Origin of the sequence: Aeromonas fluvialis (genome assembly GCF_000819885.1) — a bacterium.
Taxonomy (GTDB): domain Bacteria; phylum Pseudomonadota; class Gammaproteobacteria; order Enterobacterales; family Aeromonadaceae; genus Aeromonas; species Aeromonas fluvialis.
The window spans coordinates 111,113-126,994 of record NZ_CDBO01000027.1 but is presented as its reverse complement, the minus strand read 5'-3'; the positions used below and the strand labels follow the sequence as shown (position 1 = coordinate 126,994).

The window sequence follows — 15,882 nt, the reverse complement described above, 5'->3', positions numbered from 1 at the left end:
CGATTTAACGGCGCTTACGAGTAAGAGACCACTCTCGAAAGAGTCTGGTCTCTTGTCCCATCAAGACCGGATAACGCGTGGAGGGTGTATCGATGACTGAACGGGCGGGGGGGGGGGGCGCCATCGAGGGTCACTTTAATTGTGAACTCTGGTCTCAAAATGGGACATTTCGGTGATGTGGGGCAGGGGTGTTGACTGTGTTATTCTGGCATCGCTGCAAGAGCATCTGCAGGGGGAATCAACTAGATATTATTGTCCTTCTACTAGCTGGCTCGACGGGCCGTCGCCGCTTAGACGATACGGGGGCGAGGGGTTGTCTCTCGTAAAGATCTAACGAGAGAAATCGATCAAGGAAGACATCTAAGTTTTCACAATTATGAACGTGGCGGGATCGATTACGCACGAGCCAATCCTGATGGCGCTAAGCCCAATAACATCGATAAAAAATAGCCCCATTGATGCCGATAAATAGGGTTATCGGCATCATTTGTGAAAATTGACCTTCAACATCTTTGTTTTAACCTTCAAAACCTCTTTTTGACCTTCAACATGTCTCACACCAGAGGAGCGAATAATGGGCGAAAAATCACCGTTTCGGGTCGCAACCCGTGAGGAGCTGCTGGCCCGAGGCTATGTCCTCAGTCTGGCCGAGCTGAACCTGCCAGCATCGCCAGAACTGGACCAGATCATCAGCATCCTGCAAACCCAGCGTGGTCCTGTGGCGCTAGCGATCTGGTTCCAATCGGCCAATGGCTGGCTGGGCAGCGCCAGGCCTGTGGATGTGGTGCGACGGGCCAGCCCAGAGGAAATGTCCGTTGTGCTGCATGCCGCACGCCGCGATGTTGCGCCCATAGAGCACGGCTAACCGAGCCATCCAACCCGGTGAGCGGTGTTTAGGGCTGGCCGATGGCACCAGCGTTCACCGACAGGCCACGGGCGCAGGCCTCCCGCAGGCAGCGCTGCCAAAAGTGCCTGCCACTGGGCGCGGCCCATTTAACCTGGTAACGACTGGATAGCCAACAAATCGCCTCCAGCGGCAGATGGGCAAAATCCTGTTGATGGGTGTACCAAAACGCCCGCCAGTCGTGGATGACAGCCACCCGGTCAACCAACTGCCAGCGGCAGACCCACAACGGGGTGTCCCGATGAACCAGCACCAACGCACCGGCCAACGGGAACACGTCGAACCACAGCAACTGGTGGTCATCGGGCACCGTGATCTCCAGCTGCCGAAACCGATGGCGCCGCAGTTGTGCCAACAGGTCGACACCGGCGGTTAACGCATCCAGCGAGAGTCGATCCTGTGGGCGACGGCCGTGCTTCATCGAAAAAACCTCCAAAACGTACAAACCCATCACTGCGCATAATGTATATTATGTTAAATGGCGTGTCTTGTTTCCTGTCGCCGCTTATTGAACTGTGTATAATGGCAACAATTGATCCTATCTTCGACCGGATGTCTTAAGTGGCTGAATTAACATCAGAACAATTAAAACCCGCTTTTGCGATTGAACAGTTCTCCATGCTCAGTGAGCTTGAACCTATCCCCTTTGCGGCGCTGCAGCCCAGAGCCATTTCCGGCATCACGCGCCTCGCCAGTTTTGATGGTGACTGTCCGGTCATGCTGCTCAACGGTTTTCCCGGTGCAGATTACGAAGGTGTTTGCCAGACACTGATTGCCGACTCCAATGGCAAGGATGGCGACCTGTTTGATCTCTGCTACACCGAGAATCTCAACAACCCCTACAAACCTATCTGGCTGCGACTGCAACCCGGCACCGGCATCGAATTCTGCGAAATGGTTGGTGAGCTGCTCAAACTCTTGAGCCACCACCTCGATGCCGAGCGCGTCGTGACCCGCATCATGCGCAAGCAGAACAATGATCCGAAAATCGATGATTTCCTCTCCGACCTGGCGGCTCACGTGGCATTGGGGCTGGAGTTCCAGCACCCCATTCTGATCAACCTGCTAATCCATCACGAAGCGCAGGAAGCACCGGTGATTTATGGCCGCGATCTCAACTGGGATACCCTTTTTGGTTCCATCAACTACCAGACCGAGCAAGGCTCTGTCTATGCAAATCAGCACCTTTTGGAACCAGGTTTACTGCGCGAAGCCAACGGCGGCTACCTCATTTTGCAACTGGACGAGCTGCTGGATCAGCCGCACCTCTGGTTCAAGCTGAAAAATGCCATGCAAAAAGGCGAACTGGACTGGAACGCCTATCAGGAAGGAAAAACCCTGACCCCCTTCTTCGCACCTGAGGCGACCCCGATCAAGCTCAAGCTGATCCTGGTGGGTGACCGACTCGACGTGGCAGAGTTCCAGATGCTGGATCGCGATATGTCCGAGCGTATCTTCCTGCGCGCAGACCTGGTTTCCGAGGTCAATATTGAAGAGGATCTGCAGGAGTTTTTGCAGTATCTGGCCTGGGTTCGTCAGCGCTGGAACCTGCTGGACTTCACGCCTGCCGCCCTCGCCGCCCTTTGCCGTCATGCCAGCCGCCTGTGTGACCATCAGGAGTGGCTGTCGCTCTCCGAAGTGCAGCTGGCCGCCATCATGCGGATGTCTGACAGTCTGGCCCGGGAGCTGGAATCTGATGTGGTGACCGACGAACATATTCGCGGCGCACTGGAGGAGCAGGATTACCGGCTCAACTATCTGGTTGAACAGTCCGATCAGGGCGTCATCGACGGCCAGATCCTGCTGCAAACCGATGGCGAAGAGATCGGCCAGATCAATGGCCTGTCAGTCATTCAGGTCTCCGGTCACCCCTATGATTTTGGCGAGCCAGTGCGCCTCACCGCCACCGTCCATCTGGGTGATGGCGATGTGGCCGATATCGAGCGCAAGGCGGAGCTGGCCGGTCATATCCACGCCAAGGCGATGATGATTATCCACGGTTATCTCTCCAACAAGTTTGGGGCAGAGAACCCCTCCCCCCTGTCGGCCAATCTGGTATTCGAGCAGTCTTACCACGAAATTGACGGTGACAGTGCTTCCCTGACCGGCCTGTGTGCCCTGCTCTCTGCCCTCGCCCGCCAGCCCATCTATCAACACTTCGCCGTCACCGGCGCTGTCGACCAGTTTGGCAATGTGCAGGCCGTTGGTGGCGTGAACGAGAAGATTGAAGGCTTCTTCCGTGTGTGCAAGATCCACGGCATCACCGGCAAGCAAGGGATCATTCTGCCGGGCACCAACATCCAGCAGTTGAACCTCTCTGACGAGGTAATTGCAGCGGTTGAAGCAGGCCAGTTCCACATCCACCCGGTGGATCATGTGGAAGAGGCCATCGAGTTGCTGACTGGCTGTGTCGCCGGTGAGCCTGATATGCCCGATACCCTGTTTGGCCGTATTCAGGAGCGGTTGGACGAGTTGAACGGCTCCACTGCCAAAGTCGGATTGCTGCGTGCCCTGCTGGGACGCCTGTTTGGCCACTGATGAAGTGATCGGAGTTGTTTAGCGAACAAGTGTAAGCTAAATTGACCCGGCTTTGACCCATTTGAAGGAAATACCGCGTGACCGTAGACAATACCACCATGGAAGCCCGCCTTTCCCTGTGCGAACAGGGCAAGAACTCTTTTACCCGTGAAGAGCTGCTGGCTTGCAGCCGTGGCGAACTGTTTGGTGAGGGTAACAGTCAGCTGCCTGCCCCCAACATGTTGATGATGGACCGCATCGTCACGATCAATGACAACGGCGGCGAACACGGCAAGGGCGAGATCCTGGCTGAGCTCGACATTACTCCGGATCTCTGGTTCTTCGATTGCCACTTCCCGGGTGATCCTGTGATGCCTGGCTGTCTCGGTCTGGACGCCATGTGGCAGCTGGTTGGCTTCTTCCTGGGCTGGAAAGGTGGCCCCGGCAAGGGTCGTGCTCTGGGCGTGGGTGAAGTGAAATTCACCGGCCAGATCCTGCCGACCGCCAAGAAAGTGACCTACAAGATCACCTTCAAGCGCGTCATCAACCGCAAGCTGGTGATGGGGATCGCCGATGGCGTCGTCGAAGTCGATGGCCGTCCGATCTACAGCGCCACCGATCTGAAAGTCGGCCTGTTCAAAGACACCACTGCATTCTGACCTGTCTGATCCGTGGTAAAACAGCATTAACGCAAAGGGGCCACAATGGCCCCTTTCCTTTTGTAATGAGTGATGAAGTACCCGCTACTTCATGAAGAGGCCTGAACCCCGCCCTTCCATGGCGTCACGCCAACCACCAAGCCAATGCCCTCGGGCATCCAGACATTGGTACGGACACGCTTCTTTCTGTTTGCCGACCACGCCAGCCTGATAACCACGAGCACGAGCTCTTTCCAGACGGTCCCGCTTCTGTCTCTTCATCATCTACGACCCTCTTCGTGGAACAAAAAAAGCGACCAATTGTGCATCGGTCGCTTTCATCTTTACTCCTGCGAGTGCACCGGGTCAAACAAAAACTTCTACCCTAACCGGGCTATGTGACACAAGGCACTGAACTGGATTAAGTTTTAATTACAGGGAACTTACTCCTGATTTTTGAGTCCTTCCAGCTCTTCCCAGCGAGCAAATGCCTGCTCCAATGCCGCTTCGGCAGCATTGAGTGCATCCAGTTTCGGCTGGGTTTGCTTGGCTGACAGAGAGAAGAAACCGGGCTGGTTGATCTCGCTTTGCAGCGCATCCAGTTCGGCTTCCAGCTGCTCGAGACGGGCTGGTAACCCCTCCAGTTCAAGCTGTAGCTTATAAGAGAGCTTCTTGCCCTTCTTCGGCGCTTCGCTTGCAACGGCGACAACCGGCTCGGCTGCTTTCGGTGCACTCTTGGCCTGTTGCTGGGCGCTCTGCTGTTCGCGGGTGGCCATCATGTCGGCATAGCCGCCCACGTAGTCGCTGATGCGGCCATCCCCTTCAAACAGCCAGCAGCCGGTCACGGTGTTATCGATGAAGCGACGATCGTGACTCACCAGCAGCAGGGTGCCGGGGTAGTCTGAAAGCAGCTCTTCCAGCAGCTCCAGAGTTTCCACATCCAGATCGTTGGTCGGTTCATCGAGGATCAGCAAGTTGCTGGGCTTGAGGAACAGCTTGGCCAACAGCAGTCGGTTCTTCTCGCCACCGGAGAGCGCTTTGACCGGCGTACGAGCCCGCTTGGGCTCGAACAGGAAGTCCTGCAGGTAACCGAGAATATGACGGGAGCGGCCACGCACCATCACCTCCTGCTTACCCTCCCCCACGTTGTCCACCACGGTCTGCTCGGGATCGAGCTGCTCGCGATACTGATCGAAGTAGGCCACCTCCAGATTGGTGCCCCCCTTGACTGTGCCGCGACTCGGCGCGAGTTGAGCCAGCAGCAACTTGATCAGAGTCGACTTGCCGCAACCATTGGGGCCGACCAGCGCAATCTTGTCGCCGCGCAGCACTTGCAGATCGAGCCCCTTGAACAGGGTGCGATCGCCAAAGTCAAGCCCCAGCCCTTCGGTCTCGAACACCAGCTTGCCAGAGCGATTAACCTCGTCCAGTTGCAGCTTGGCCTTGCCCTGCAGCTCGCGGCGCTGGGAACGCTCCATCCGCATCGCCTCAAGGGCGCGCACCCGGCCTTCGTTACGGGTACGGCGCGCCTTGATGCCCTGACGCACCCATACCTCTTCCTGGGCCAGCTTGCGGTCGAACTCGGCATTCTTCAGCTCTTCGACCCGCAGCCACTCCTCTTTCCCCTGCAGGTATTCATCGTAGTTGCCCGGCCAGGAGGTGATGGCGCCACGATCAAGATCGATGATCCTGGTTGCCAGCTTGTGGATGAACTCCCGATCGTGAGAGATAAAGACGATGGCGCCGCGAAAATCCTTGAGGAAATCTTCCAGCCAGTTGATGGCTTCGATATCCAGGTGGTTGGTCGGCTCATCGAGCAGCAACAAGTCGGGATCGCAAGCCAGGGCGCGGGCCAGCGCCACTTTGCGCAACCAGCCGCCGGAGAGGCTGTCGAGGGTCACGTCGGGATCCAGTCCCAACAGGGTCAGCACCTGGCTGATGCGGGTCTCGAACTGCCAGCCATTCTGATAGTCGAGCTGCTCTTGCAACTCGCTCATCTTGCGAATGTTGGCATCTGAGGGATCGTGTGCCAGCTCCATAGAGATGTGGTGATACTGCTTGAGCAGCTCGCCAACCCCCGCCAGCCCTTCGGCGGCATAGTCAAACACCGTCAGCTCGCTGGAGGCTGGCGGATCCTGCTCAAGGCGGGTCACTTTCAAATCTTGCTGCAGCACCAGACGGCCGTCATCCAGCGGCAATTCACTGGCGATCACCTTCATCAGGGTGGACTTGCCCGCCCCGTTGCGGCCCACCAGACAGAGGCGCTCGCCGCGCTCGATGGTCAATTCGGCATTGTCGAGCAGCGGGAAATCACTGAACGACAGACATGCGCCGTGCAATGTTAAAAGAGCCATGTTTGTTCCTTATTTCATATGAAAAAAACGGGCAGCAGACTGGGTCTGCCCCCGTTTTATCGTCAAATCACTCTCAACGCTGACGGGCGGCCCAGCTTTTGAGCTCGGCCAGTGTGAAGGGCCAGCCGAGCTCGCGGCCCGCCTCGTCACGCAGCACCGGAATGCGCACCCGATAGGCGGCAAGCCACTGCTCATCATCCATGATGTCGCACTGGCGGGTGGTGGCGGCCAAACCCGCCTCCTCCACCAGCGCCCAGGCCTGTTCGCACAGGTGGCAACCGTCGGTATGAAACAGGGTCAGCATCACGCCTCGACCGGCGAAGGCGCATGGGTGATGATCCAGCAGTTGTGGATGTGCTGGTTACGTTCGAAATCCTTCGGCCGCGTCTTCTGGGTGATGTTCTGGGCCTTGAGACCGGTGGCCTCGAGACCGGCCAGATCCATCTTGAAGTGACGCTTGTTGTTGGAGAAGACCAGGGTGCCATCGGCTGCCAGCAGGCGCTTGAGGTGCTGCATCAACAGCAGGTGGTCACGCTGTACGTCGAAGCTCTCGTCCATCCGCTTGGAGTTGGAGAAGGTGGGCGGATCGATGAAGATGAGGTCGTACTGATCATCGGCTTCCGACAACCACTTCAGACAGTCGGCCTGGACAAACTTGTGCTGACGGCCCACCAGCGAGTTGAGACGCATGTTGTCCTGCGCCCAGTTCAGGTAGGTGTGGGACATGTCGACCGTGGTGGTCTCGCTGGCACCGCCAAGACCTGCGTGCACGGTGGCACTGCCGGTATAGGCAAACAGGTTCAGGAAGCGCTTGCCCTTGGCCATCTGACCCAGCATGCGGCGAGTCTGACGGTGGTCGAGGAACAGGCCGGTATCCAGATAGTCGTAGAGGTTGACCCACAGACGGGCACCGTACTCCTGCACCTCCATCCGCTGCTGCTCTGAGTTCAGCTTCTGATACTGCTGTTTGCCTTCCTGGCGCTCGCGCACCTTCAGGATCACCTTCTCGCCGTCCATACCAGTCACCTTGATGGCGGCTTGCACCATGTCAAGCAGACGCTGACGGGTCTTCTGGGCGGGGATGTCCTTGGGCGCGGCGTACTCTTGTACCACCAGATAATCCTGATAGCGGTCGATGGCGGCGTTGTATTCCGGCAAGTCGGCATCATAGAGGCGATAGCAATCGATGCCCTCTTTGTTGGCCCACTTCTCGAGGGTTTTCAGATTCTTGCGCAGACGGTTGGCAAAGTCCTGTGCCACCTCTTTTTGGGAAGCCACGGAATCAAGTGCGATCTGGTAGTTACGCAGCTGACACTCGAGGGCGCCGTTGAACAGGCGATATTGCTTGTCGGCGCGCAGGCGCAGACAGCTGAGCAGCTCGGGCGATGCGGAAAGAATGGAGACTTTCCAACCCTGGAAGCTGCGACGCAGAGCATCGCCGAGGGCCTGATGCACTTCCAGCAGGGCCGGAAATTCGCCAAGACGCTCGCCATAAGGCGGGTTGGAGATAAGCATACCGACCTGGCGGGCCTCCCCTGTCTCCCCTTCAACAACAGCAGGCATCGGCAGCGGGTTCTCCAGCTTGGTGACATCGGCTTGCTTGAAGGTGATGAGGTGGGCCACACCGGCCGCTTTGGCGTTGTCGCGCGCTTTGAGCAGCACTCTCTGATCGGCATCGCAACCAAACAGCTTCACTTCACAACGCTGCATGCCACGTTTGGCGCGCACTTGCGCTTCCATCATCAGGCTTTGCCACAGCTCGCTATCATGCTGCAGCCAGCGATCGAAACCGAAGCGCTCGCGGCGCAGAGCCGGCGCCATGTCGGCGGCGATAAAGGCCGCTTCAATCAGCAAGGTACCGGAACCGCACATGGGGTCCATCATGGGCTCACCGGCCCAGCCGCTACGGGCAATCATGGCACAGGCCAGGTTCTCTTTGAGCGGTGCTTCACCTGTGCCCTGACGATAGAAACGCTGATGCAACGCCGGGCCTGACAAGTCCAGCGTGATATTGGCCTTGCCTTTGCCCAGGTGCGCCATGATGCGAATATCCGGCGACTTTTTGTCCACGTCCGGACGCACGTGACCGCGCTTGGTGAAGCGGTCGACGATGGCATCCTTGATCTTCAGCGCGCCATATTGGGTATTGCGAATGGCAGGGTTGGTACCGGTAAAGTCCACCGCGATGGTAGAGGTACCGGAGAAGTGCTCTTCCCAGGGGATTGTGTGGGCGCCCAGATAGAGATCCAGATCGTCGTTCATCTGGAACTCGGAGAGCACCAGCACGATGCGGGAGGCAAAACGGCTCCACAGGCAGGCCTTGTAGCCAATCGCCAGTTCGCCTTTGAAATGGACGCCAGCCACGGTCTCACGGACCTGCTCTGCGCCAAGATTGGTCAGCTCATCGGCCAACAGGTTTTCCAGCCCCTTGGGGCAGGTTGCAAAAAATTCTTTCATCACGCTCACGGAGAACCCATAAAAATAGTGCCGCATTATACCTCATCAGGCGGGCTGGAGCATGCAAAAGTCGGAGGGGAAACCGCGGATGGAACAGGCTTGAAATCGATAGATGATTATCAGAGATAAGGATGCGGGATGATGCAGCAAAAAACGGGCGCATCCCACGCACCTTAGATAGAGGACGCCATGCTGGTTGGTCGATAATGAGTGGTCAACATGCAGATAATGAAAGATGCCGGGGCGAAGTGACAGATTATAAACGGAGTGATGCCATATCTCAGCTGACCTGACGATATTGCTCGGTCACGGTAATACGCTGTTTCATCCGGTTATTCATCACCTTGATCACCCCGAAACGCGGCAAGGTTTTACTGGTGGTCAATGCCAGATCGGCAGTGAGGTTCAAACAGACGCTAGCCTGATCCCCTGCCTCAATGACCATAAATTCGCCGTTGCCATGGGGTGTATTCATCAAGACCAGATCACCGTTTTGCGGGATCACTTGCGGATGCTGTTCACAAAAAAACCAGCTTTGCGGCATCAGGGGTTTATAGAAGCGACTGACAGCGATGGCATTGAGCACCAGCTGCACCTGATGGGGGATACTCCACTCAAGTTCGACCGCTTTATCCATCAGCTGATAATAAAGGGCCGCATCATCGACACAAAAAGGCTGGGTGGCAAACGAGTTGGGCACCAATTGTCTCCCTTTGTACTCGGTCGCAAATAACATGTTATCAGACAGGTCCAACATCAGACGGTCACTCTGGGCATCATAGTGCCATTGCCAGCTATCGGTCGGTTGGATAAACATGTTGGAGCCCTTACTTGAATTTCGTCTGTTGACTTTATTCCATGTAGATAAAATCAGCAACGTCAAATAAAGGGCTCCCCACTATTTCTTATATATTGGTGACGATCTCTTTGACCAGTCCCGGCCCCTTATAAATAAAACCGCTATAAATTTGTACCAGACTGGCACCCGCCGCCAATTTTTCACGGGCAGCCATGGCACTATCAATACCACCCACCCCGATAATTGGCAGAGCACCATTGAGCGCCTTGGCCAGATGCCTGATCACCTCGGTACTCTTGTGTTGCAACGGACGACCGCTCAGGCCACCCGCTTCACCGGCATGGGGCATGTCATAAATCATCTCGCGCTCGAGGGTAGTATTGGTAGCGATAACCCCATCGATGCCATTTCGCACCAGCGAAGCGGCCACCTGATCTATTTCTGCAAGGCTTAAATCCGGGGCAATTTTAACCGCCAGCGGCACGTACTTCTTATATTGGGCGGCCAGCTCTTGCTGACGCACCTTGAGGGCGGCCAGCAATTCATCCAGCGCCTCGCCATATTGCAGCGAACGCAAACCCGGGGTGTTGGGGGAAGAGATATTGACGGCAATATAACCGGCGTGATCATAAACCTTGTCCATGCAGATCAGGTAATCATCCTTGCCCTGTTCGATGGGAGTGTCTTTGTTCTTGCCGATATTAATGCCGATGACCCCCTGATATTTGGCCTCTTTGACCTTGGCCACCAGATGATCCACCCCCTTGTTGTTGAAACCCATCCGGTTGATGATCCCCTCTGCGGGAATAACCCGGAACAAACGGGGCTTATCATTGCCGCTTTGGGGTCTGGGGGTGACAGTACCGACCTCGATAAAGCCAAATCCCATGGCGCCCAGCGCGTCAATGCACTCACCATCTTTATCCAGACCGGCCGCCAATCCCACCGGATTGGCAAAAGAAAGCCCCATGACAGTGACGGGGCGTTTCGGCAAATTCTGGCGGAAGAAACAATCGAGTGGCGTACCGAGAAGGCGGGGCAAATATTTCATGGAGAGATCGTGGGCCTGTTCCGGATTGAGCTTGAACAGGAAATGCCTGGCGATGGGGTACAACATCTTTGCTCCTTAAAGAAAGCCCCGGCAACTGGCCGGGGCTTTGGGTGTAATGTCGGTGTCATGCCTTAATCTGGCAATTAAAGAGCCCGACAATTCAACTGGAGCAGGTTCAACTCTCGCAAGGCCACCGAGAACTTGGCGAACTCGTGAGTACTGGTGGTCTTGAAGTCGGCCAACATATGGGTCCAACGGGACAAGAGTTGCTCATGCTCCGAAATCCAGTCGGCCAGTATGGTAGCGCATTCTCCCTGATCTTTGCACCCTTCCAGTACCACTGAAGTGAGAATGCGTTGCTGCCAGTCCAGATCTTCGCGGAAGGAAGCGCGCGCCATCGCCTGCCAATGGTTGCCCACCGGTTGATGGTTGATCTGATCGAGGAACCAGTGCAGATCCAGCTTGGCGCCGAGGCGATAGTAGACATTGGCAGCGCGCAGGATATCGGTCTTGTGCTCCGCGGCAATCTGCGCCAGATCCAGACTGGAGAAGAGGCTGCTCATATGGGCGACCTGACGGGCAATGGCCTCGGGCACCTGTTTCTCCATCCACTTGGCAACAACCTGACGATGCTCTGCCACTTCACTCTCATCCATCACCTCGTAAAGGTGCTTCCCTAAGGTCTCGAACGCCGGACGGAAGAAGGCGATATTCTCGCTGATGCTCCAGCTGCGATTGCGGGCGCGCAGGAACCAGCGGGTGGCACGGCGTACGATACGGCGGCTGTAGAACATCAGCTCAAGCTGAGTCTGGGCATCCACCAGGTTGTCGCACCCTTCGATATCACGCCAAAGCTTATTCATGCCAAACACTTCGCGGGCCATGGCAAAGCAGCAAGCCACTTCCGCCACCGAGGCACCGGTCTCATCCTTCATCCGGCTGGCAAAGTTGAGCCCCATGTCGTTGACCAGCATGTTGGCTACCCGGGTAGCGATGATCTCGCCGCGCAGCGGATGCTGGGCAAGCTGAGCACCGAACTGCTGCTGCACCTTGGCCGGGAAACTGGTCACCAGCATATTGGCCAAGAAGGGCTCGTCGGTCACTTCCGGGCAGTTGAGCTGCTCTTTCAGCACCATCTTGCCGTAAGCCACCAGCACCGCCAGTTCGGGGCGGGTCAGTCCCTGCCCTGCCGCCATCCGCTCGGAAAGCTCCTCATCGGATGGCAGGAACTCCAACGCACGGTCCAGCTTGCCTTCCCGCTCCAGCCCCTGAATAAAGCGCTGTTGCTCTTTCAGTTGTTCAGAGCCGCGGAAGCTGGTGACCGAGATGGACTGGGACTGGCGATAGGCGTTGGTGATGACAATCTGCGCCACATCGTCGGTCATCTCGTAGAGCATCTGGTTGCGCTGCTTGAGGGTCAGGTCCCCTGCCGCCACCAACTGGTTCAGCAGGATCTTGATGTTCACCTCGTTGTCGGAGCAATCCACCCCGCCCACGTTGTCGGTAAAATCGGTATTGATGCGACCGCCCTGACTGGCGTACTCCACCCGGCCAAGCTGGGTAAAGCCGAGGTTGCCTCCCTCACCCACAATACGGGCCCGCAGATCGCGACCATTGACTCGCAGTGCGTCATTGCTGCGATCGCCCACTTCCCCATTGCTCTCGCGAGCGCTCTTCACATAGGTGCCGATGCCGCCGTTCCACAGCAGGTCGACATTGAGGCAAAGCAGCGCCTTGATCAGCTCGTTCGGCGCCATGCTGGCCTTGTCGGTGCCGAGCAGTGTCTGCATTTCCGGGCTCAGCTTGATGGACTTGGCGGAACGCAAGAAGATGCAGCCCCCTTGTGATATCAGCTCGCGGTTGTAGTCATCCCAGCTGGAACCCGGCAGATCGAACAGGCGCTGGCGTTCGACAAAGCTCTTGGCCGCATCCGGGGTCGGGTCAACGAAGATGTGCATGTGGTTGAACGCGCCCACCAGCCGGGTGTGCTCGGAGAGCAGCATGCCGTTGCCGAACACGTCGCCGGCCATGTCCCCAATCCCCACGCAAGTGAAGTCGGTGGTCTGGCAGTTGACGCCAATTTCACGAAAATGCCGTTTGACCGACTCCCAGGCACCGCGGGCGGTGATACCCATCTTCTTGTGGTCGTAACCGACCGAGCCGCCGGAGGCGAATGCATCGCCGAGCCAGTGACCGTATTCGAGGCTTATTTCGTTGGCGATGTCGGAGAAGGTCGCCGTGCCCTTGTCGGCGGCAACCACCAGGTAGTAGTCATCCTCATCGTGACGCACCACGGATTTGGGCGGGATCACATCGCCGCCGATGATGTTGTCGGTCACATCGAGCAGGCCACGAATAAACAGGCGATAACAGGCCTTGCCCTCCTCCTGGATGACTGCACGGGGCGCCCCCACCGGCATCTGTTTGCAGTAGAAACCGCCCTTGGCCCCTACCGGCACAATGACGGTGTTCTTCACCTGCTGGGCTTTCACCAGACCCAGCACTTCGGTGCGGAAGTCCTCTTTGCGATCGGACCAGCGCAGACCGCCACGAGCCACTTTACCCCAGCGCAAATGTACCCCTTCCACCCGCGGCGAGTAGACGAAGATCTCGAATTTCGGCAGCGGCAGCGGCATGTCGGTAATGCTGGAGGGAGCCAGTTTGAAGGAGATGTAGGGCTTGATGTTGCCCGCCTTGTCCAGCTGGTAGTAGTTGGTGCGCAGGGTAGCGTCGATCATTTCCACATAGCGGCGAATGATGCGATCGTCGTCCAGGTTGGCCACCTGATCCAGCTTGGCGGCAAGCTCCTCGTGCAGCTTGGCCTGTACCTTGGCGTCCTGCTTGCCAGCCGGGTCGAGGCGCTGCTCAAACAGGGTAAACAGCAGTTGGGCGATATCGGGATAACGGGTCAGGGTCTCTTCGATATAGGACTGGCTGAAGGAGACGCCGGTCTGACGCATGTATTTGGCGTAGGCGCGCAGCACCGACACCTGGCGGCCGGTGAGACCCGCCCCCAGCACCAGCCGGTTGAAGCCATCATCTTCCAACTGCTTGTTCCAGATGGCGGCAAACGCCTGCTGGAAGCGCTGCTGGCTCTGGGACAGATCAAAGGGCTGCTCGCCGTGCAGCAACATGGAGAAGTCGAGGATCCAGAACAGATCGCCCCCCGGAGTGCGCACCTGATACGGGGTCTCGCCAATCACCCGCAGTCCCATGTTCTCCAGCATCGGCAGCACGTCGGAGAGGTGAATGGGTTCGGTGCGATGGAACAGTTTGAGCCGTACCCGACGATCGTTCTCCTCCTCCTGCGCGCGGTAGAACAGCATGCCGAGGGGCTCGGCTTCGCTCAGGTTATCGAGCGCCATGATGTCGGCCACGGCAGAGCCCGGCAGCACATCTTCCTTGTAAGCACGCGGGAAGGCGGTACAGAAACGGCGGCGCAGCTCATTGCCACGGGCCTCGCCATAATGGGAGAGCAGCACGGAGTCGAGTCGGTCGTCCCAACTGCGGGCCGCTTCAATCAGGTTGTTCTGTACTTCGTTCACATCCACATCCACGTTGTTGTTGTTGACCCGCACAATGTAGTGGGTTCGCGCCAGCACCCCCTCGGTGAAGTAGACGTTGAACTCTACCTCTTCGTTGCTGCCAAAATAATTCTGCAAAATTTGCTGGGTCTTGATCCGCAGTGCGGTGTTGTAGCGTTCTTTGGTGACATAGACCATGCAGGAGAAAAAGCGACCGAAGACATCACGGCGCACGAACAGCCGCAGCATGTCACGCTCCTGCATTTCCAGCACGCCAAGACCGGTGGCCAGCAGCTCCTCTTCGCGGGCCTGGATCAACTCGTCGCGGGGATAGGTCTCCAGTACGTTCAGCAGCGCCTTGTAGGCGTGGGAGCCCTTCTCGTGGCCGGAGGCGGCCATGATGCGCTCGAGACGATGGCTGATGAGCGGGATCTGGGTCGCACTGGTGTTGTAGATAGAAGAGGCGTAGAGGCCGATGAAGCGATCTTCCCCGACCACCTTGCCATGCTCGTCGAAGCGCTTGATGCCGATATAGTCCACATAAGCCGGACGGTGCACCCGAGACTTGCTGTTGGATTTGGTGAGGATCAGCAGGTCAGCGCTCAAGGCGGCGTGGCGGGCACTGGCCGGCATGGAGCCAAGGCGTTGGCCCACTTCCTTGATGGAGTTCTTCATCAGACCCAGGCTGGAGCTGGCCTGCGGCAGGATCTCGTGATCCCCCTCCACCGCCTTGACATCATAACGGCGGTAACCCATCAGGGTGAAATTGTGGGCAGCCACCCATTTGAGGAAGGCCATGCAGGAGGCTACTTCCTCCTTGCTGACCGGGTGCTTGCGCTTGGGTAGCTCGTCGATGATCTCATTAAGCTTGGCCAGCATCGGCTGCCAATCGCCGACCGCCAGCGCCACTTCATCGGCCACGGATTTGAGTTCGGCAGCGAGCGTGGCCATCTGCTCCTCGCTGGTGAGGTGGTCGATCTCGATAAGGAAGGCGGTTTCAACGGATGTTTGTCCGGCGGTGTTATCAAGCGCCAGAATGGCGCCAATCTTGCCATCTCCACCGCGAATGAGGTGCAGCGGTTGGTGCAGCATCATATGGGCGGTGATATTGAGGCGCTTGAGGGCCATCCGGATGGAGTCTACCAGGAAGGGGGCGTCCTGCAGGATCACCTCGACGATGGTGTGGGGCGATTGCCAACCATGACGGGTCAGCTCGGGGTTGTAGACCCGGATATAGGGATCGGTGCCGGTACGCTGATTGAGGGCATTCCACAGGCTGAGTGCCGCACCGTAGAGATCGCTGTCATTGCGATCGTGCAGGTCGGAGCTCGCCATGTTGCCGTAAAACTTGGCAACGAAGCGCTCGACCAGAGAGGCACTTTTTTGGGGCAGCTTCTGATGGATCAGGCTGAGAACGTTTTCAAGCAGAACTGAGGTAGGGGCGTCTTTCAATGCCATTTTTATATTCCTTATCGGACGACATTCACCACCGACGCAGTGGCAACCACCCTGGTTACCCGCTGGTGCAGAGTTGTTGCGAAGTGTAATGAGTTGGATAAGGGAAGGCGAGGAAAGGCGCTATCGAGATGTTAAAAACAAGGTGCGGATCACGGCTTAAACTGTGAGATATTTTGCGAA

11 protein-coding genes are annotated in these 15,882 nt (G+C 57.3%); 3 read left to right on the top strand and 8 right to left on the bottom strand.

Annotated elements, in window-relative coordinates:
- The first annotated feature begins 574 nt into the window (after positions 1-574).
- Positions 575-865, top strand: coding sequence for a hypothetical protein (locus tag BN1125_RS06540; protein WP_042011333.1), 291 nt, complete (start codon positions 575-577; stop codon positions 863-865).
- Positions 866-893: 28 nt separating this feature from the next.
- On the opposite strand, the gene BN1125_RS06535 is transcribed toward BN1125_RS06540, so the two are convergent.
- Positions 894-1,325: a hypothetical protein gene (locus BN1125_RS06535; RefSeq protein WP_042011332.1), complete on the bottom strand. Its 432-nt coding sequence runs from the start codon at positions 1,323-1,325 to the stop codon at positions 894-896.
- A 140-nt stretch (positions 1,326-1,465) separates the two neighbouring features.
- Here BN1125_RS06535 and BN1125_RS06530 point away from each other — a divergent pair, with 140 nt between their 5' ends.
- Positions 1,466-3,442: a Lon protease family protein gene (locus tag BN1125_RS06530; RefSeq protein WP_042011331.1), complete on the top strand. Its 1,977-nt coding sequence runs from the start codon at positions 1,466-1,468 to the stop codon at positions 3,440-3,442.
- A gap of 77 nt (positions 3,443-3,519) precedes the next feature.
- On the top strand, positions 3,520-4,080 hold the full coding sequence (fabA, locus tag BN1125_RS06525; protein ID WP_042011330.1) for a 3-hydroxyacyl-[acyl-carrier-protein] dehydratase FabA: 561 nt from the start codon (positions 3,520-3,522) through the stop codon (positions 4,078-4,080).
- An 84-nt stretch (positions 4,081-4,164) separates the two neighbouring features.
- On the opposite strand, the gene rmf is transcribed toward fabA, so the two are convergent.
- The 7 genes from rmf to BN1125_RS06495 form a co-directional block, all read right to left on the bottom strand.
- Positions 4,165-4,344: a ribosome modulation factor gene (rmf, locus tag BN1125_RS18470; RefSeq protein WP_005315693.1), complete on the bottom strand. Its 180-nt coding sequence runs from the start codon at positions 4,342-4,344 to the stop codon at positions 4,165-4,167.
- Positions 4,345-4,502: 158 nt separating this feature from the next.
- Positions 4,503-6,413, bottom strand: coding sequence for an ATP-binding cassette ATPase Uup (gene uup, locus BN1125_RS06520; RefSeq protein WP_042011329.1), 1,911 nt, complete (start codon positions 6,411-6,413; stop codon positions 4,503-4,505).
- Between the two features lie 73 nt (positions 6,414-6,486).
- Complete coding sequence (locus BN1125_RS06515) at positions 6,487-6,717, bottom strand: glutaredoxin family protein (RefSeq protein WP_042011328.1); 231 nt, start codon at positions 6,715-6,717, stop codon at positions 6,487-6,489.
- Positions 6,717-8,906: a bifunctional 23S rRNA (guanine(2069)-N(7))-methyltransferase RlmK/23S rRNA (guanine(2445)-N(2))-methyltransferase RlmL gene (gene rlmKL, locus BN1125_RS06510; RefSeq protein WP_042011327.1), complete on the bottom strand. Its 2,190-nt coding sequence runs from the start codon at positions 8,904-8,906 to the stop codon at positions 6,717-6,719. The genes BN1125_RS06515 and rlmKL overlap by 1 nt, the downstream gene beginning before the upstream one ends.
- A gap of 244 nt (positions 8,907-9,150) precedes the next feature.
- Positions 9,151-9,687, bottom strand: a complete 537-nt coding sequence (locus tag BN1125_RS06505; RefSeq protein WP_042011326.1) for a cell division protein ZapC — start codon at positions 9,685-9,687, stop codon at positions 9,151-9,153.
- 88 nt (positions 9,688-9,775) lie between these two features.
- Positions 9,776-10,786 (bottom strand): quinone-dependent dihydroorotate dehydrogenase, encoded by a 1,011-nt coding sequence (pyrD, locus tag BN1125_RS06500; protein WP_042011325.1) that lies wholly within the window; start codon positions 10,784-10,786, stop codon positions 9,776-9,778.
- 77 nt (positions 10,787-10,863) lie between these two features.
- Positions 10,864-15,702: an NAD-glutamate dehydrogenase gene (locus BN1125_RS06495; protein ID WP_042011324.1), complete on the bottom strand. Its 4,839-nt coding sequence runs from the start codon at positions 15,700-15,702 to the stop codon at positions 10,864-10,866.
- Positions 15,703-15,882: the final 180 nt, after the last annotated feature.

Excerpts from the sequence above, each read along its gene's own strand:
- BN1125_RS06535 (WP_042011332.1), bottom strand. The coding sequence starts at position 1,325 with ATGAAGCACGGCCGTCGCCCACAGGATCGACTCTCGCTGGATGCGTTA.
- uup (WP_042011329.1), bottom strand. The coding sequence starts at position 6,413 with ATGGCTCTTTTAACATTGCACGGCGCATGTCTGTCGTTCAGTGATTTC.
- BN1125_RS06515 (WP_042011328.1), bottom strand. The coding sequence starts at position 6,717 with ATGCTGACCCTGTTTCATACCGACGGTTGCCACCTGTGCGAACAGGCC.
- rmf (WP_005315693.1), bottom strand. The coding sequence starts at position 4,344 with ATGATGAAGAGACAGAAGCGGGACCGTCTGGAAAGAGCTCGTGCTCGT.
- BN1125_RS06540 (WP_042011333.1), top strand. The coding sequence starts at position 575 with ATGGGCGAAAAATCACCGTTTCGGGTCGCAACCCGTGAGGAGCTGCTG.
- rlmKL (WP_042011327.1), bottom strand. The coding sequence starts at position 8,906 with ATGCGGCACTATTTTTATGGGTTCTCCGTGAGCGTGATGAAAGAATTT.
- pyrD (WP_042011325.1), bottom strand. The coding sequence starts at position 10,786 with ATGTTGTACCCCATCGCCAGGCATTTCCTGTTCAAGCTCAATCCGGAA.
- BN1125_RS06505 (WP_042011326.1), bottom strand. The coding sequence starts at position 9,687 with ATGTTTATCCAACCGACCGATAGCTGGCAATGGCACTATGATGCCCAG.
- BN1125_RS06495 (WP_042011324.1), bottom strand. The coding sequence starts at position 15,702 with ATGGCATTGAAAGACGCCCCTACCTCAGTTCTGCTTGAAAACGTTCTC.